We start from the raw sequence: 17,579 nt of genomic DNA on the forward strand, positions 1-17,579 counted from the left end.
CTCGTTCGGCGTCGGCGAGGGCGGTTGTCCCGACGCGAACGGCCATGTCGAGTGCGCTGTCGTCGCGCACCGGCAGCTGATCGATGCCCTCCATTATCGAAGCCGAGCGGGTGATCACACCCTTGGCGTACGCCTCCCGGTCGGTGTAACAGCGGGTGGGCAGCCACAACGCCGCACCGGCGATCTAGACCGCGCCGTCGACCTTCATGGTGCGTCAGGCACGGTCATCTCGGACCGGGGGCCGAGATCCACCGGGACCTGAACCGGCACTCGATTACCAAGGGCCCCATGATCGTCCACCGTCGGGACCATAAGTTGATCCGCGCCGCCCGCACGGCGTCGCCCCCCGACCGCCTGGCCGTCCGGGAATGCAGCGGTAGTGCCGCTGACTGCGACGGTGTTGCCGATTCGAACCGCTCGGGAGTATCCGATCTCCTGTTCGTAGACGGAGCCGTCGCCAATACTTCCACCCAATCGTGGTCATCCAACTTCGCTGCGGACCCACGCCCCAAAGCCTGCTTGGCAATTACGACTGGCGGCGTGACGTCGAGCGGCAGAATGACCGCTGGTATGGCTCGGTGACAGGTCCAAATTCGTTGTCCCCAAATTTGAACGAGCGGTTGTTCCCACTATTGTTGCGAAAGGAGGGTGGCGCTACTGCTTGAGTGGTCATGTCCGAGAACGAATCACCGGTGCGCCAGTGGGCGTCTTCGGCCGTGACCACAAGATCAATCCAGGAGCAGCCAGTGCGGGGCGGGCCGGTCGGGAAGAGCAATCCAGCAGTTCTCGTAGGGGCAAGTCGGGGCAGTGGTCGAGACGATCCGCTCGGTGTGAGCGGATGCTCGTCGTTGCTGGACCTCATCGCAGCGGACCACCAAGGTTTGGGTGGTGCTGGGCGCATGCACTTCCTGGAATCCGGCCGCACGCTGCAGTACGCCGAGATCGCGGGACTGGTCTCGCGCATGCGGTCAGAGCTCGGCAAAGCCGGTGCGGGTCCTGGTTCCGTCGTGGGTCTGCTCGCAGTACCGGGCCCCGGGTTCCTGGCCGCGTTCTTCGGAGCCTTGGCGGTCGGCGCGGCGGTGAGCGTCCTTCCGATCCACGCCGGCACCTCGGCGGACACCTCGGTCGCTCACCTGCACAGGATCATCGCGGCAGCAGGAATTCGGTATGTGGCGGTCTCGAAGCCGTTCGAAGTGGTCGCGGGTGGGCTGCGGGAGCGGGAAGCGGGCTTGCGCTTTTTCCAGTGTGACGACCTCGAGCCTCGCGACGGCACAATCTCTCTGCTCGAATCGGATCCAGCGGCAACTGCGATCGTGCAATTCAGTTCCGGGACGACCGGTGTGCCACGCGGTGTCGAACTATCTCACTCCGCAGTGCTGGCGAACATCTCGGCGATCGTCACCTCGCTCGAGGTGAACACGTCGGATTACTCGCAACTCTCGTGGGTGCCGCTCTTCCATGATCTGGGTCTGATGTCGTTCCTGGCTTCGATCGCCGGGCGCGGCAGTCTCTACCGGTGTGAGCCGATGACATTTCTGCGAGACCCCGGAAAAATCAGTCGCTGGTTGAGCGAATTGCGGATCAACTATATCGGCGGTCCGAATTTCGCCTACGAGTATTTCGTCGAGAACCTGGGTGGTGGTAGCGCTCGAGCGGACCTGAGTAATCTGCACAGCGCCCTCAATGGCGGTGAGTTCGTCCGCGCGGAAACGTTGCAGCGGTTCGCGGACGCGACCGCAGCATATGGAGCGGCGCCAACCGTGATGCGTCCTGCGTACGGAATGGCCGAGAACTGCGCCGGAATTACGCTGTCTCCATGTGGCGTTGAGGCACGCGTCGATTGGTTCGACCGCGAGCTGCTTGCGGCCGGTAAAGCGCACGCGCTGGGCGGCGCGACCGAGTCCGCGCGAGCTATCGTCTCCGTCGGAATACCCGTGCCGGGTACGTCTGTCCGCATCGTCGACGAGAGTCGGAATGCCGTGCTGGAGCACGATCAAGTCGGGGAAATCGAGTTCACCGGCGATTCTTTGATGAGCGGCTATCTGCGTGACCAGCAAGCGACTGTCGCTGCCCACCGCGGTGGCTGGTTTCGAACCGGAGACCGAGGATTCGTGCACGAGGGTCATCTGTTCCTCTGTGGCCGGACCAAGGACATGATCACCGTACGCGGCAGAAATTTTTATGCCGAGGATGTTGAGATGGTGGTGACAGACGCTATCGGTGACGTAGTGCCCTGCGTCGCGTTCACGGATCTGTACAGCGATCGAGAACGCATGATCATTCTGGTCGAGGCCGCAGCCGAAAAGGAAAGGCTCCGGCGGATCGAAGCCCGCTTGTCGGGCGCACTCGGACTGACCTCGTTCGAAGTGCACGGAGTTCGCCGTGGCTGGATTCCTCGCACCACCAGCGGTAAAGCGCGCCGAGCCGCCGCTCGCGACAGGTTCGCGCGACGAGCCGAAAGGGACTGACATGGACGCCGAAAGCAGAAGGGCTCTCGCATGACGGCGAAGTTCACGGAAATCTTCGATGACCTCAAGTCGCTCCTTGTGGAAGAAGCGGGAGTTCCGGTGGAATTAGTGACGCCCGACGCATTGCTGACAGATTTGCCGGGCATCGACTCGCTGCGGATGATGCGGACAGTGTTGCGGCTGGAAAATCGCACGGGGATCGCGGTAAACGAGAGCGTCGTCTTCGGCGCAAAGACTCTGCGAGACCTCGTGAACGGAATCGAGCGTGAGATCGCAGCACAGGTCCCGGACACCGACAAGAAGTGAGCCAAATGTATCGCGCATTGTCAACCGATGAGATGGTCCACAGTGCACACCGAGTGTTCGACCGGGCTCGTCAGCGAGGGCGAGTTCTGCGCACCATGATGCCCGGTGGCGTCGAAACATGGTGTGTAACCGGCTATCACGACGCAATGGCGACTTTGCAGGATGCGCGGTTGACCCGCGACGCGCTGGCCGCGCTACCCCCTTCTCGGCTCAGCGGCCGACGCGTACCCGAGGACTATTTGACTGTCCACGGCCGCCAAACATTCAACACGGCAGGCGAACAACATGATCGTTTGCGAAATGCTTTCGTGCCCTTCTTCACCCGTTCGGCCATCCAGCGGCATCGACCGTTCCTGGCAGCCCTCGCGGCAGACCTCGTCGACGAACTCGCCGGCCGGAGGGAGATCGACCTCGTAACCGATTACGCCGGTCCGTATGTGATGCGAGCGATCTGCTACATCCTCGGAGTACCGGCCGACCTGCTACCCACCCTGCTCAGGCAGGTCGAAGACCTTACCGGACCGAACGATCCTGACCTGCCATGGATGCGGCGGCAGTTCCACGAATTCAACATGCTCATTGCCGAGACGATCGACTACCGCCGACGCCATCCGACCGACTATGACGTCGTTTCCGTCCTGCTCCAGGCAGCCGAACCCAGAGACCTGGCTCTCCATGAACTGGCTGCGATGGTTGGTGTCCTCATCGGCGCCGGTTCGCTGACTACACGGTCGCTGATTACCTCAGGGTATTTCAACCTGCTGACAAATCCTGGCGCGATCCGCGCCTTCGGCACGCTGGGATCGGCATCGGAGCGTGCGGTGAACGAACTGTTGCGGATTCAGTCACCCGTGGCGGTGGGAATACCCCGTGTGGCTCAGGAGAGCTGCACCCTCGGCGGCCAACGCATCGAAGAAGGTGAGGTGGTGCGGGTCATGCATGCCAGCGCCAACCGGGACCCCGCGGTATTCGCTCATCCCGACCACCTCGATGTGCGCCGGGCACGGAAACCACACCTGGCCTTCGGCTGGGGCAAAACCTATTGTCTCGGCGCGCATTTGGCGCGTCTGCAAACACAGATCGCATTCCACACCCTCTGCGCGCGCCTGCCTCGGCTACACCTGGCTGTCCCCGTCGAGGAAATCCGCTGGCGGCCCACGGTCCTGGTCCGCGGTCCGCAAACGCTGCCACTGCGAACGTTGTGAGGTCACGACTGGCTACACCTACCACCGGTTCGAAACAAGCAATCCTTGGCGGTCCCGGCTCCGAGCACGGCACCGCAGAAAGAGAGACGCGCATGGTCGGCACAGTCATCGTTGCGGGGGCACGCACTCCGATGGGAAGAGCGGGCGGTGCACTGCGAAGCCTGGAACCCGCCGCGCTAGGTGTTGCAGCTAGCCGCGCAGCCCTTCAACGATCCGGATTGCCACCAGACCGCGTGCAGCACGTGGTCCTGGGCCAGGTCATGCAGTCCGACATCGCTTTCGGACCCGCGAGGGTCACGGCGCTCGACGCCGGAATCCCCTCGCATGTTCCGGCCACCACCGTGCAGCGTGCCTGCATCAGCGGCTTCACAGCTATCACGGTCGCAGATCAAATGATCCGTGACGGTGTCTGTGACGTCGTCCTGGCAATCGGACAGGAATCGCTGTCGCAGGTGAAGGACGCCGCTGACAACACAATATTCAATGTGATAGCCGATCTGGCTGAGCAGACTGACCGCTTCAACGAGAAAGCCGGAATCGATCGCGCCGCCCAGGACGACTACACGGTCAGCTCTCATGAACGTTCTCGGACTGCGCAGAGCGCAGGCAGGCTCCGCGAGGAGATCGTCTCCGTCGAACTCGCAACGATCGGTGCACCGTCATCAGTGATCGATGACGACGAAGGTATCGATCCCACCGCCGCCGAGTGGATCGGCCGGATGAATCCTGTTCGGGGACCGGGTGGCACGATGACATACGCCACGATCGCCCCCGCCGCGGACGGCGCCTGCGCTCTCGTACTGATGCGCAAGGATCTGGCCACCGCCGAAAAGATCGATTGGCTTGCGGAGATCGGCGCACATACCGCTACAGCCGGGCCACAACACGAGCCGCACACCCAGCCGGCCGCGGCGCTGGGACGGGTACTCGACCACGCCGGACTGCGCCACACTGATTTGGCCTGGATCGAGATCAACGAAGCGATGGCCAGCATACCGATTCACACAATTCGTGCTCTCGGACTGAACCCAGCCGTCGTCAACGCCGAGGGCGGCGCGCTGGCCCTCGGCCACCCCGCAGGAATGTCCGGAGCGCGCATCGTCTTGCATTTGGCCTACGCGCTGCGCCGGCGCGGAGGGGGAATCGGAGCCGCGGCCATCGCCGGCGACGGCGGACAAGGCGCAGCCCTCATCCTGAACGCGTGATCGACGAGGAACACCGATGCGTACCGAAACCGTCAGCTTCCGCAGCGAAGGCTCCACTGTCGAGGGGGATATCTACCTTCCGGACGACCCCGGTATTCGGCTGCCCCACGCGGCAGTCGTGCTCGCACAAGGCTTCACCGGCACGCGTACGGTGCTGGTTCCGGCCTACGCCGCGCAGTTCGCGCATGCCGGCGTCGCCGCGCTCACCTTCGATTATCGAGGTTTCGGCGGCAGCGACGGCGAACGGCATCGGTTGCTTCCCGCAGAGCAGATCGATGACATTCGCAACGCCATCACCTACATGACCACGAGACCGGACATCGACGGCAATCGAATCGCACTGTGGGGGACCAGTTTCGGTGCAGCTCATGCGATGTACGTCGGTGGGGTGGACACTCGAGTCCGTGCCGTCGTCGCCCAAGCCGGCTTCGGCGACGGCGCACAGCTTCTTTTCGACAGCCGGACCGAGCCGGAGCGTCGCGCGCTGACCGACGCGATCGACCACAATCGACGATGCCGGGTGCGCGGCGAGCCGGAAGCGCGGGTCGACCCGGCGGAAATACTGCACACCGCACAGGCGCGAGCCTTCTCAGCCGTCATGCTGCAACAGCTGCCGGAACTGGCCTGCGAATTGAGTTGGCAAACAGCGGAGAAGACGCTCGAATACCGTCCCATCGATGTCGTTGCCCGAATGGCGCCCAGAGCGCTGTTGCTCATTGCCGCGGCAGACGATGACCTCTGCCGGGCCGATCGACTGCAGGCCGTGTTTCAGGCCGCCAACGAGCCGAAACGTTTCCTTGTCATCGATACCGAGCACGCGGGTCTATACGCGCCTGATCAACTACTGACAACGGCGCGCGCTGCGGTCGACTTCTTCCACGCCCACTTGTAACCCCGATCCAACTGACTACCGCGGCACCGATGGAATCCTGACGCTGGTGCGTGTTTCACTCGGCGCGTCGAGGCCAACGGTAATGGCGGCGTCAGCCGTCCCGCAGGATTCGCGATAGGAGTGCGGCCAGCCCGTGGATGTTTCCGGCCGACAGCAGTTCTATGGTCGGGGTTTCACGGCCGAATGCCCGATGGAGCGTGACCTTCAGTTCCGTGCCCATCAGCGAGTCCAGGCCCAAGTCGATGAGATTGGCAGCGGGATCTATCCTCGCGGGTGTGGTCTGCAAGGTGGCGGCCATGCGGCGTTTCGGACGGAAGTAGCCAAGGTTCGGCAAGGCGGAACAGAAAGACTCGGGCCGGAAAATCAGACTGGTGGTCGCCGTCGAAGGACGCGGCGGTCGGTCGCGCTCACCGCGGGACTGCTGGTTGCTTCCGGAGCCGGATACTGGCTTGTCAGTGCGCCGGGTTCCATGGCCCAATCCGAACCGGCGAGCACTTCGTGCACCGAGGGCACCGGCAAGCTCACTATCAGTGAGATGTCCCTGATTCGGTCGAGGCTCCGACGGATCCCGAGGCCGCGACAGACCCCGAAGCTCCCACCCCTTTCAAAGCGGTCGCGAACATCGAGTTCCCCAACGCGGACTGCGAACGCAAAGAAACCGGCAAGTCGAAGACCGTCTCGTTCAAAGCGGATGAAGACAATTGTGTGATCAAGGCGGACATCGGCGAAGCCGAAGCAACCACCGCCGGCGGTGGCTCGGACAAGACGGAGTCCGGCACGTTCAAGCTGATCGTTCCGCTCGACGGTAAGCCCGCGACTGCGGAACTCGAGCAGAATCTGACCGCGGACAGCGAACACGCGTCGAACACCGTGCAGGCCAAGGAAACTGTGTCCGGCATCCAATTGCCGGGATGCACCGCGGTTCCGACCGGAACGTTCGCTCTGGAGGACGTGTGCTACACCTTCGCGGAGTAGGTGATCGATTCGGGAAACTCAACTTTCACAGCGCCGTGGCCGAGTTCGATGACCGTGGCCCGATATACCGGGTCGGGCACATCGCCGTGTCGGGTGAGTTCGTTGGTGAACTCCCATACCGAGCGCTCACTCGACGTCACGTCCGTCGGTGCCTGGCCGAGCTTGACCTGCTCGATCACATCAGTGGAGATACCGATCGCGCCGGCGACTCGTTCATGGGCATACCAGATATATTCCGAAGTCCGATGCACGGCGACGGAGAGGATCGCGAACTCACGTTGATCCGTTGCCGCAATTCCGCGGACGCCGGCTCGAGTTGTTCGACAGTCAACAATGCCAGTCGCTCCTGTTGATCCGAACGCATAGTGATCCTCTTTCCCGATTCGGTTCCCAGCCATCCGGTAACTCGACTGCGGATCTGTCGAAGCGTTGGTCTGCAAGCCATCTCGCTCCGAGTAGTCGAATAGAGATGACCGGTACGTGCTGGTATCCGTAGTGGCGTTTGCGTCGGAGAATGGCGCAGCGGAGGTTGTGGCAGGCGGAAGTCGGTGAATCAATCCGCTCGACCACGATCATCACGGGTCCGTGACCATGTTCGTGTCAACGACACGCTGTTACCAATGTTGCCAGTGGATAGCGTCGGCGAGGGGTCGTCGGGTGACAGGACCGAAGTTGCCGGCCGGTCGACCGACGGGGATGATCGCGTAGATTTTGACATGACGCGGAATGCCCAAGGCGGCCTCGACTTCTCGCTCGAACATAGTGTGCCAGGTGGTCATGGAGGCTGCCAGGCCGAGCGCTCGTGCCGTGAGCAGAAGGTTCTGGACGCCGGGATAGATGGAGGCGGCCTCGCCGACCATCATGGAGCGGCGCAGGTTCCGCAGCATGGTGAGGGTGTGACGTGTCCCGAGAGTGCGCAGGGCGATGAGCTGGCGACCGAAAGTGTGGCACATACGAAGGATCGGGCCGCGAGATTCGTAGCAGGCGATGATCAGCGCCGGTGTTCGGTCGAAGTGGTCGGCCTGATAGGTCAGGTTGTTTCCGGCGCTGGGGCCGTAGGTCGCGGACCGGACGAGTTCTTCCAGTAGCGCGCGAGGTACCGGCTCGGGTTCCAGGCGGCGCATGGCGCGAGTGGTGGTGATGACTTCGATCAGGGGTGCGTCGGTGCCGAAGCTGAGCGATATGTGCTTGTTCATACGGTGGTCATCCGGGTGGTGATGTCGATTCGGCGGCGGCCCAGGCGTGACCGAGGCTGCCACCGATGATGGACAGGAGGGAGCCGAGCAAATACCCGCCGAGGTTGGCGAAAACGAACGCGCCCAAGCCGAGAAGCACCACGAGAAGGCCCGCGAGAGTGCACGTCGGTGGGCGTGCCCACAGTAGGGTTCCGAGCCCGATGATCAGCCCGCCGAAGATCAAGGGCGCGAGATCGACCAGTCCGGGCAATCCCATGATCGAGTAGCCGCCGGCGGGCAACGCCGTAATGGTCAAGCCGCCCGTGACGGTGAAAAGGCCGGCCCAGAACGGGCGGGTTCGCCGCCAATACTGCCAACGTCGCGCGTCCCGCCGGAGACGGCGGATAGCGCGTCTCCATGCTGTTCGGGCCCTCGGGGGTGCGGGGGCGGACATCAGAAGCACTCCTGGACCGTCAGACCTGTCGAGACGTGGATTCCGGCACCTTTGACCCCTTTCACGTCGACCCAGCGAACTTTCGCGTTGACAGACAGATGCAGATTTCGCCCATCGATGGGCAACCGGCCCTGCCATACCTCGCGCGGGACGCCGTCGGCGGTGAAGGCGCCGCTGTTGAGGCCGAGGGTATGGGAGGCGAAATCTGTGATGGTGATTTCCTCGATGGCCATCTCCAGCGCTTGGATATGGACCGGAGTGTCGGAGGTGACCCGGGCGACGATGGAGCCGAAGGGCACGTCGACTTTGCTGGACGCGCACAGACCCTGGATCTCGACTTCGTCCAGTGCCGCGACGAGGACGGGATGCGATCGGCCGTCGGCGGTTTGGAAGAATTCGGGAAAAGAACCGTGTCCGTAACCGGTGATCTGGCTGATGGAGATTTTGATCGCCTGCTGGCCGCGGAAGTCCGCCCACACCGGCAGCGCACCGCGCAGTACGCCGGCGATCATCAGGCACAGCGCGGCGCAGGCGGCGCCGAACACGGGGAGGAAGCGTCGCCACCGTGTTCGTCCGTGGGGTGCGGCTGTGTCGCTTTCGCGGTGCGGCTGCTGGTTGTCGGAGGCGGCCGCAGAGCTCTTCGATGGTGGCGAGTCGCTATCGGACATGGGCGAGTCCCGCCAGCCGGGTGACTTCGCGTCGTGGTTTCCTGCCGCCGTGTTTGATCAGATGGTGCAGGGTGCGTTGGGCGTCGTAGTCGAAGCGCAGTTCCTCGGGGCAGGCGGTGGCTGCTTTGTCCAGTGCGAGTGTCGCGGCGAGATGTTCACCGATGTGGGCGAAGCCGTAGGCGAGCACGATGTGGTAACGAGCGGTCGCGGCTACCGGGTAATGTTCGGGGAATTCGACCTGTCCGGCCATGCGGACGATCTCACCGAAGTCTTTGCCCTGCAGGGCGACTTCCATCATGGCGGAGTTGATCTCGTTGGTGTCGAATCGGATGCCGTGACAGCTGCCGCCGTTGCCCAGGGCGCGCGCGGCTGTCCGGGCGCGCGAGATCGATTGCTGGGCAGCGGTTTCGTCCTTGTCGAGGGTCGCGCTTTGCGCCGCGAGCAAGTGCAGGGCTCCCCAGAGCACCGCACTGTCTCGCGGCTCGGGTAAGTCTTGGGAAAGCACGGCCGCCGCCGCTGAGGCGTAGTCGTGGCACGCGCCGAACCGGCCGAGGTCGAGCAGCGTGGCGGCGATATGCCAGGCGCTGGCGGCGGTCAAGATTGAACAGCCTCCGCGCAGGGAATCTTCGGCTGCGCGGTCGGCGACCACCCACGCGAGGTTGTAGGCGCCGATTCGGCGCAGCAACTGGCAGCTGATGTGGTAAGCGCGGATCCGGAGTTCGGGCACCGTGCGATCGGGGGCGTCGGCGCGAAGTCGCACCACGACCGCCGGAAGACGTTGTGCCAGAGTGGAAAACCGTACCGGAGAGTTCTCCCAGACCGACTGGCATCGCGCGACCTCTGCCGCCAGGTCGCCTACCGAGCCATACATCAAAGCCGGTCCTCGTCCGATCGCGGTGTCGGGATGGTTGATCAAGGTCGGTTCGATCGCTCCCATCAGCGCGTGGGCGTCGTCGGTGCTGCGGCGTCTGGGTGGGCGTGCGATCTCGATCAATTCGCTGTAGTCGTCGATGCGCAGGACTTCGGCCAGTCGCAGGATCATCCGGACGCTGTCCAGCTGCTGTCGACCGGTCTCCACCAGCCGCATCCACTCCTCACTACGCCCTACCAAATTCGCCAGCGCACGACGCGACAAGCCACGCCGGCGACGATGGATCTCGATCCTTTCACCAATGGTTAAACCGCTCTCCCCGGCAATCTTATTATTCACCCTGCACCGCCCAAAATAGTTGCTCGTGAGTAACGTTCGTGCATTTGCGCTTACAACTTTGAGGTAAGCCGCTGAGTTTATTGTGACCGCCGGAGACGGAGTCATGCCCGAGTCGCTGTGTTTGCGGAAATATTTCTATTTAGTTCTGACAACGTTTACTCGGGGAGAATGTGGGGAACAAGTGTTCGGAAGCTACCGGGCGCGTATACCGGCTATTTCCCGGCTGTACCGGCAGGTGCGGGCAAGCTTACATGTGGAAGCTGTTGCGACGGTTGCGTATATGCCGCTCGAGTCTGCGGGACCTGGGGCGGGCGAACATCCAGTGGGGATGTCGGGCGGCGTTCGGAAATGTCGGGCGGGTGGCGGAAGTGTTACGGACCTTGCGGAGACCGGAACGCATCATTCCGGGACGTGGCTGGCATTTACTGGATGATCATGCTTGGGCCGCAAGTTGTTTCGCGCCCGAGTGGCCTCGGGATGTGCGCATCCGTGCATGTATCGAGATCGAATTTGGTATCGACGAATATCGAATTTTGGCACCATGATCCGATTTGTCCTTGCGTGAGAGCGTACCTGGTTAACGTTCCCCTCGTGATTGGGTTGAGGTCGAGTGCCGGGGGATAAGGTCTTTCGAAGAGCGCCGTTCAAGGTCGGCGAAGTTTGTAATTCTCCTCGGATCTAATCGCTCCGGAGTCCCTATGGCTATCTCTTCACAGTTACACACCACCGACGGTGCTGCCGAGCTGATCTTGCTTTCCGCCCGGTCGGTATGGGAACCGCACCTCATCGCGCAAGTGGAGTCATTGCCCCAACCGCTGTGCACAATGGCGGGATATCACTTCGGCAGATGGGATGCCGAGGGCACTCCGGTTCGCGGTGTGCCCGGCAAAGGGGTGCGGCCGGCTCTGGTGCTGGCAGCGGCCGCAGCGTGTGGCGGATCTGTGGCGCAGGCGGCGCCCGCGGCTGCCGCGGTCGAGTTGCTGCACAACTTCACTCTGGTGCACGACGACGTGATGGATGGCGACTCCACGCGTCGCGGGCGACCCACGGTGTGGACGGTGTGGGGTGTCGCGGACGCCATTCTGCTCGGTGACGCTTTGCACGCGGCGGCTATTCGAATTCTCGTGGATGAGATGGCGCCCGGTATCGCTACCGCTGTGGTGGCCTGGTTGGAGACCGCGGCCCTCGAATTGTGCCGGGGCCAACATGAGGACTGCTTGTTCGAAACCGTCTCCGCGGTGGGAATCGAGGCCTATATCCGCATGGCAGCGGGCAAGACGGCGGCGCTGACCGGTAGCGCCTGTGCGGTCGGTGCGCTGTGTGCGGGCGCCGACCGCGGCCTGGTGGCACAGATGGACGCCTTCGGACGCGAGCTCGGGTTGGCGTTCCAATTCGTCGACGACATCCTGGGTATCTGGGGTGACCCGGAGGTGACCGGTAAACCGGTCGGCAACGACCTCGCTCGACGCAAGCTGAGTTTGCCGGTCGTCGCTGCGCTGGAATCAGGCACTACGGCGGCCGTGGAGCTGGAAGGACTGTATCGATCCCAGGCTCCGCTGACACCTGCCGACATCGCGCGCGCCATGGAACTGATCGAAGTGGCCGGTGGCCGACGGGTAGCTCGGCAATTAGCGGAACAGCGGATCCGCGCGGCACTGACCGCCCTACCGGATCTCGCCGATACCGCGGACCTCGCGGTCTTGACGCACGCGATGACACACAGGAATCGTTGATATGCGCGCGTCGGCACTGCGTATCGGATCCGCGCACGGCAAGGCGATCTTGCTCGGTGAACATACCGTCGTTCACGGAACTCCCGCGATCGCGCTGCCGGTGCCCGCGCTGACGGTGCATGCGAGTGCGCGGCCCGGGGCTGGCTCGGGGTGCGCGCACGAGGCTTCACCTCCCGACCAGGCAGACGAATGGAAGTATCGATTCCAGACCGGAAACGGCGCTGATCGCCCGGATTTCGGCCCCCGAATCGCCGCTGAGCGCGCGCTGTCGTCATGGGGCCTGGCCGACGAAGTCTTCGACATCACCATGCGATGTGGCATACCGCCGGGGCGAGGCCTCGGTTCGAGCGCCGCTTGCGCCGCGGCGGCCGTGCGGGCACTCGCGGTGCTACTGGACCAGCCTTGCGACGACGACTTGTTGTACGAATCGGTCCAGCGCGGAGAGAACGCCGCGCACGGCCGTGCCAGCGGAGTCGATGCCCGCGCCGTACTGGCGCGGGGACCCATCTGGTTCCAGCGCGGCACCGCCCGCCCCCTTCCGTTCGACTTCGACGCGACCTTGGTTCTCGCCGATACCGGCAGCGCCCCCGGCACCCGTGAGGCCGTGGCCCTCGTAGGTTCGCACTTCGATGCCGACGCCCGGGCGGGGGAGCGGCTGCTCTCGTTCGCCACGAGCCTCATCGAGGCGGCCGCAGGCGACCTCAGGACCGGCCGAAGTGAAGCGCTCGGCGCGAAACTGTCGCAATTTCAAGCGATTCTGGACCAGCTCGGTGTCAGCACTCCGGAGATAGACGTTGTGGTCGCGGCCGCGATGTCCGCTGGAGCCCTCGGTGCGAAGCTGACCGGCGGTGGTCTCGGTGGATGCGTCTTGGCGTTGACCCACCCCCCGGCCGCGGCAGGTGTGGCTCACGCGATGTCCGAAGCGGGCGCGCGACGAACCTGGGCGCTGTCCCTCGAAGGGATGGCGCGATGAGCACCGCCGAGAACCTCAGCACCAGAACCGATGCCGTGATCAGCGACAGCGCGACCGCGGTGGCCTATCCGAATATGGCGCTGGTGAAGTACTGGGGAAAGCGCGACGAGGCACTGATCCTGCCGGTCAACAGCAGCCTCTCGATGACCCTCAACATTTTTCCGACCACGACCCGGGTCACGGTCATCCCGAGGTCGCACCGGGATGCGATCATCCTCAACGGTCGAGAAGCAGACCATGTCACGCGGCAGCGCATCGTGCGGTTCCTGGATCTGGTTCGTCGCCTGGCCGATCGACATGAACGTGTCGCGGTCGACACCACCAACACGGTTCCGACCGGGGCCGGCCTGGCGTCCTCTGCCAGTGGATTTGCCGCACTGGCCGCCGCGGCGTCGACCGCGTTCGGTCTGCGGCTCGACCAGCGAGCATTGTCCAGATTGGCTCGGCGGGGCTCCGGCTCGGCGTGCCGGTCGATTTTCGGTGGGTTCGTGATCTGGCACGGCGGAAAGGGTTTCGGGCCGCGCGCTGACGAAGGCTGCTTTGCCGAGCCGATCGCCGCGGAGCGGGATTGGGCCTTGGTGATCGCGCTGGTCGATTCCGAGCCGAAGAAGATCTCCAGTCGCGCGGCTATGCGTCACACCCTGACGACCTCGCCGCTGTATCTGCCCTGGGCCGCGGCCGCCACCGCGGATCTCGCCCACATGCGTGTGGCGATAGAACAGGACGACCTGGTGGCCGCCGGCCGGATCGCCGAGCACAACGCGCTGGGTATGCATGCGGCACTGCTGGCGGCGCGACCCGCCATTCGCTATTTGTCGCCTCGCTCCTTACAGGTGTTGGATCGAGTCGAACAGGTACGCGCGGCGGGCACACCCGCCTACGCCACCATCGATGCGGGCGCTAATGTCGCCGTGCTCTGCGCGCGAACCGACGTACCCCGGGTGGCTGCCGCCTTACAGGAGTTGCCCGACGTCTTCACCCACGTCGCATTGCCAGGTCCAGCGGCCGCGATCCGCCGGAGCGACTCATGATCGCTTTCCGCGCACCGGGCAAATTGTTCATCGCGGGGGAGTACGCCGTGCTCGACCCCGGCGGAGCAGCGGTTCTGGTCGCAGTGGACCGCTACGTCACGGCGACGGTGACCGAGCCGCGCACCGAAACGGTCTCGACCCCCAATGTTGACGGCCACAGCGACATTCGCTGCGAGCGAATCGACGGCCGGGCTATCACCCCGAGGCCCCAGCGCCCAGGTTTCGACTACGTCCTGGCCGCGGTGGCAGCTGTGGAGCGCCTCGCGATCGAGTACGGCCGACAGCCGCAGCCCTTCGAATTGACGACGCGCGGTCGAGGATTCGCCGACCCCGCCGGCCGCAAACTCGGTCTCGGCTCCAGCGCCGCCGCGACGGTGGCGACAATCGGCGCGCTGCAAGCGTTCTACGGACTGGGACTCGGCCTCGTCCAGCGCTTCAAGCTCGCGTTGCTGGCCACACTGATGGTGAACCCGCAGACCTCCGGCGGCGACCTCGCCGCGAGCACCTGGGGTGGTTGGGTTCACTACCGCAGCCCGGATCGCCGGTGGATCAACGCATTCGCTGCCCGCAACGGTTCCGCCGCCACCGTGCACACACCCTGGCCGGGCCTGGCGGTTCGGCAACTGGACCAACCGAATTCGGTCGACCTGCTGGTGGGATCGACCGGTCGACCCGCGTCCACGCCCACGCTGACGCGACTGTTCCACCGCGGCGCTCGGCCGCCCGCTGCTGATCGCGCGTTCGTCACCGCGAGCAACGCGTGTGTCCAACGATTGGTCACCGCGATCGACTCCGACGACGTCGCTGTCATCCAGGTCGAAATACGCCAGGCGCGAACTCTTCTCGCCGATCTCGACGCGCTGTCCGGCCTCGGAATCCTAACCGACCGGCTCACCGCCCTCTGCGCTGCCGCGGAGGCGGCCGGGGCCGCGGCGAAACCCTCGGGTGCGGGCGGCGGGGACTGCGGTATCGCCATCGCCTGCCGCGACCGCCCGGAGATAGCGGTCGAGGTGGACCAGCGCTGGCGCGGCGCCGGCATCCTGCCGCTCCCGCTGCACGTTCCCGCCAGTGAAGGGATAGGAATATGACCTCGGCCCATACCATCGGCAACCGCAAAGACGACCATCTGCGCTACGCCGTCGATCAACACCACCACGGCTTCGACGGCAACGATTTCGATTCGGTGCGCTTCGTCCATCACGCCTTGGCCGGTATCGACCGTGCCGACGTGGACTTGACCGTCAAGGTCGCCGGAATGCGCTGGGCGACACCGCTGTACATCAACGGTATGACCGGCGGCAGCCGACGCGCGGGTACGGTCAACCGCGAGCTGGCCATTGCCGCCGCCGAGACCGGACTGCCGATCGCTTCCGGGTCGATGAGCGCTTTCCTGCGCGATCGTTCGCTGGCCGACACCTATCGCGTACTGCGCCGGGAACATCCGCACGGATTCGTGATGGCGAACGTGAACGCCAACATCACCCCGGAAGAGGCGCGTCGCGCGGTCGACCTGCTCGAGGCGGACGCGTTGCAGATCCACCTCAACGCGATCCAGGAGATCATCATGCCGGAAGGGGATCGCCACTTCTCCCATTGGCCGCGACGGATCGAACACATCGCCGCGAGCGTGGGTGTGCCGGTCATCGTGAAGGAAGTCGGGTTCGGGCTCAGCCGCGAAACCATCGCACTGCTACGCGATCTAGGAGTCGCCGTCGCCGATGTCGGTGGTCGCGGCGGCACCGATTTCGCCGCGATCGAAAACAGCCGTCGTCCCGGCGCCGAGCTGTCGTTCCTGGAGGGCTGGGGGCAGTCGACGGTCTGCTGCCTGCTCGAAGCCGCCCAGGTGCGCGGAATCGAGGTGGTGGCATCGGGCGGTGTGCGCTCCGCCCTCGACGTCGCCCGTGCCCTGGCTCTCGGAGCCTCCGCCGCCGGGGTCGCGGGAAAGTTCTTGTCCATCGTCATCGACGACGGCGTGGACGCGCTCATCGCCACGATCCGGAAATGGCTCGACCAGCTCACTTCCATCATGACGGTCCTGGGCACCTCCACACCGGCTGATCTCGCCCGATGCGACCTGCTCGTCGGCGGAAACGTCAGCGCGTATTGCGGACTGCGCGAGATCGAATCCCACACCTACGCCCGCCGCAGCCTCGCCTCGGCCGCGAGCGAGTTCGACCCCGCTCGAGGCTCCGACCCGAAAGGGGGATACCCCGCATGACTGTCCAACACGATGTCGATACCGCCTACGCGGCAGTTCCACTGTCCTGGCTGGGTCCGATCCGGATCAGTGGCGATACGGTGACCGGCGAAGAGGTCGAGGTGCCGCTGGCCACCTTCGAAACGCCGCTGTGGCCCTCGGTGGGACGGGGCGCCCGCATCTCGATGCTGACCGAAAGGGGCATCGTCGCAACGCTTCTGGACGATCGTATGACGCGCTCGGTGCTCTTCGAGGCCGACGACGCCGCGACCGCCCTGGCCGCTGTGCGGCGTATCCGTGATCGGTTCGACGAAGTGCGAGGCGTCGCCGGCGCACACAGCCGGCACTGTGAGCTGATCGACCTGCATCATCAGATCGCCGCCAACCTGCTGTTCCTGCGATTCGAGTTCACCACCGGCGACGCGGCGGGCCACAACATGGCTACGCAAGCAGCCGACCAGCTGATGGCGTGGATACTGGCGAACCAGCCCGGCCTGCGCTACGGGTCGGTATCCGGGAACTTCTGCACCGACAAGAAACCCAGCGCGGTCAACGGGATTCTCGGGCGAGGCAAGAGTGTCGTCACCGAGATCACCGTTCCCCAACAGCTCGTCGAGCAACGGCTACACACGACCGCGGCCGAAGTCACGCAATTGAACACGCGCAAGAACTTGCTCGGCACTGTACTGGCCGGCGGAATCCGTTCCGCCAACGCCCATTACGCGAACATGCTGCTCGGGTTCTATCTCGCGACCGGCCAGGACGCCGCCAATATCGTCGAAGGCTCCCAGGGCATCACCTACGCCGAGGACCGCGGCGGCGACCTCTATTTCTCCTGCACGCTGCCCAACCTCATCGTCGGCAGCGTCGGCAACGGCAAGCACTACCCCTTCGTCGAGAACGCCTTGCAGCGCCTCGGTTGTCGCGAACCTCGGCCGTCCGGCACCAACGCCCGTCGCCTCGCCGTCATCGCCGCGGCCACCGTGCTGTGCGGCGAACTCTCGCTGCTCGCGGCCCAGACCAACCCCGGAGAACTCATGCGGGCGCACACCCGACTCGAACGCTCCAGCCACTGAACAGGATCGAA

The 17,579-nt window shown here is 64.4% G+C and carries 18 protein-coding genes and 1 pseudogene; 12 read left to right on the forward strand and 7 right to left on the reverse strand.

The annotated features are described in order from the left end of the window. Positions 1-342: 342 nt before the first annotated feature. A pseudogene (locus BJ987_RS37395) lies at positions 343-474 on the reverse strand (RidA family protein); the annotation flags it as partial. A 425-nt stretch (positions 475-899) separates the two neighbouring features. Between BJ987_RS37395 and BJ987_RS22065 the strand changes: the two are divergent. From BJ987_RS22065 to BJ987_RS22085, 5 genes are all read left to right on the forward strand, one after another. Beyond that, positions 900-2,468 (forward strand): AMP-binding protein, encoded by a 1,569-nt coding sequence (locus tag BJ987_RS22065; RefSeq protein WP_209893297.1) that lies wholly within the window; start codon positions 900-902, stop codon positions 2,466-2,468. Between the two features lie 30 nt (positions 2,469-2,498). Next, on the forward strand, positions 2,499-2,774 hold the full coding sequence (locus tag BJ987_RS22070) for an acyl carrier protein (protein ID WP_209893300.1): 276 nt from the start codon (positions 2,499-2,501) through the stop codon (positions 2,772-2,774). 146 nt (positions 2,775-2,920) lie between these two features. Beyond that, positions 2,921-3,979 (forward strand): cytochrome P450, encoded by a 1,059-nt coding sequence (locus tag BJ987_RS22075; protein ID WP_209893303.1) that lies wholly within the window; start codon positions 2,921-2,923, stop codon positions 3,977-3,979. 92 nt (positions 3,980-4,071) lie between these two features. Further along, positions 4,072-5,184: a thiolase family protein gene (locus tag BJ987_RS22080; protein WP_209893306.1), complete on the forward strand. Its 1,113-nt coding sequence runs from the start codon at positions 4,072-4,074 to the stop codon at positions 5,182-5,184. A 16-nt stretch (positions 5,185-5,200) separates the two neighbouring features. Beyond that, positions 5,201-6,076: an alpha/beta hydrolase gene (locus BJ987_RS22085; RefSeq protein ID WP_209893309.1), complete on the forward strand. Its 876-nt coding sequence runs from the start codon at positions 5,201-5,203 to the stop codon at positions 6,074-6,076. 91 nt (positions 6,077-6,167) lie between these two features. Here the strand turns inward: BJ987_RS22085 and BJ987_RS22090 are convergent, their stop codons facing one another. Further along, positions 6,168-6,410, reverse strand: coding sequence for an acyl carrier protein (locus BJ987_RS22090; RefSeq protein ID WP_209893313.1), 243 nt, complete (start codon positions 6,408-6,410; stop codon positions 6,168-6,170). Between the two features lie 371 nt (positions 6,411-6,781). On the opposite strand from BJ987_RS22090, the gene BJ987_RS22095 reads away from it, so the two are divergent. Beyond that, positions 6,782-7,051: a hypothetical protein gene (locus BJ987_RS22095; RefSeq protein WP_209893316.1), complete on the forward strand. Its 270-nt coding sequence runs from the start codon at positions 6,782-6,784 to the stop codon at positions 7,049-7,051. Here BJ987_RS22095 and BJ987_RS22100 read toward each other — a convergent pair. The 5 genes from BJ987_RS22100 to BJ987_RS22120 form a co-directional block, all read right to left on the reverse strand. Further along, entirely contained in the window at positions 7,033-7,491 is a 459-nt protein-coding gene (locus BJ987_RS22100; RefSeq protein ID WP_209893319.1) for a carboxymuconolactone decarboxylase family protein, read from the reverse strand. The genes BJ987_RS22095 and BJ987_RS22100 overlap by 19 nt on opposite strands. Before the next feature lie 174 nt (positions 7,492-7,665). Then, positions 7,666-8,247: a nitroreductase family protein gene (locus BJ987_RS22105; RefSeq protein WP_209893322.1), complete on the reverse strand. Its 582-nt coding sequence runs from the start codon at positions 8,245-8,247 to the stop codon at positions 7,666-7,668. Positions 8,248-8,254: 7 nt separating this feature from the next. Continuing rightward, positions 8,255-8,680, reverse strand: a complete 426-nt coding sequence (locus BJ987_RS22110) for a DUF6114 domain-containing protein (protein WP_281070385.1) — start codon at positions 8,678-8,680, stop codon at positions 8,255-8,257. Further along, positions 8,680-9,225: a DUF6230 family protein gene (locus BJ987_RS22115; RefSeq protein WP_209893328.1), complete on the reverse strand. Its 546-nt coding sequence runs from the start codon at positions 9,223-9,225 to the stop codon at positions 8,680-8,682. The genes BJ987_RS22110 and BJ987_RS22115 overlap by 1 nt, the downstream gene beginning before the upstream one ends. Positions 9,226-9,337: 112 nt before the next feature. Next, positions 9,338-10,558 (reverse strand): helix-turn-helix domain-containing protein, encoded by a 1,221-nt coding sequence (locus BJ987_RS22120; protein WP_209893331.1) that lies wholly within the window; start codon positions 10,556-10,558, stop codon positions 9,338-9,340. Positions 10,559-11,256: 698 nt separating this feature from the next. Here BJ987_RS22120 and idsB point away from each other — a divergent pair. Genes idsB through BJ987_RS22150 form a run of 6 tightly spaced genes read left to right on the forward strand, consistent with a single transcriptional unit; the run spans position 11,257 to position 17,568 of the window. Further along, positions 11,257-12,291: a geranylgeranyl diphosphate synthase IdsB gene (gene idsB / locus BJ987_RS22125; protein ID WP_209893333.1), complete on the forward strand. Its 1,035-nt coding sequence runs from the start codon at positions 11,257-11,259 to the stop codon at positions 12,289-12,291. 1 nt (position 12,292) lies between these two features. Beyond that, positions 12,293-13,264 (forward strand): mevalonate kinase, encoded by a 972-nt coding sequence (gene mvk, locus BJ987_RS22130; RefSeq protein ID WP_209893335.1) that lies wholly within the window; start codon positions 12,293-12,295, stop codon positions 13,262-13,264. Continuing rightward, positions 13,261-14,295 (forward strand): diphosphomevalonate decarboxylase, encoded by a 1,035-nt coding sequence (gene mvaD, locus BJ987_RS22135; protein WP_245366082.1) that lies wholly within the window; start codon positions 13,261-13,263, stop codon positions 14,293-14,295. Before mvk ends, mvaD begins: the two co-directional genes overlap by 4 nt. After that, positions 14,292-15,383 (forward strand): phosphomevalonate kinase, encoded by a 1,092-nt coding sequence (locus BJ987_RS22140; RefSeq protein WP_209893337.1) that lies wholly within the window; start codon positions 14,292-14,294, stop codon positions 15,381-15,383. Before mvaD ends, BJ987_RS22140 begins: the two co-directional genes overlap by 4 nt. Then, on the forward strand, positions 15,380-16,513 hold the full coding sequence (gene fni, locus BJ987_RS22145; RefSeq protein ID WP_209893339.1) for a type 2 isopentenyl-diphosphate Delta-isomerase: 1,134 nt from the start codon (positions 15,380-15,382) through the stop codon (positions 16,511-16,513). Before BJ987_RS22140 ends, fni begins: the two co-directional genes overlap by 4 nt. Next, positions 16,510-17,568 carry a hydroxymethylglutaryl-coenzyme A reductase family protein gene (locus BJ987_RS22150; RefSeq protein WP_209893341.1) on the forward strand — a complete coding sequence of 353 codons (1,059 nt, stop codon included), beginning with the start codon at positions 16,510-16,512 and terminating at the stop codon, positions 17,566-17,568. The genes fni and BJ987_RS22150 overlap by 4 nt, the downstream gene beginning before the upstream one ends. Positions 17,569-17,579 lie beyond the last annotated feature (11 nt).

Origin of the sequence: Nocardia goodfellowii (genome assembly GCF_017875645.1) — a bacterium.
Classification (GTDB): Bacteria; Actinomycetota; Actinomycetes; order Mycobacteriales; family Mycobacteriaceae; genus Nocardia; species Nocardia goodfellowii.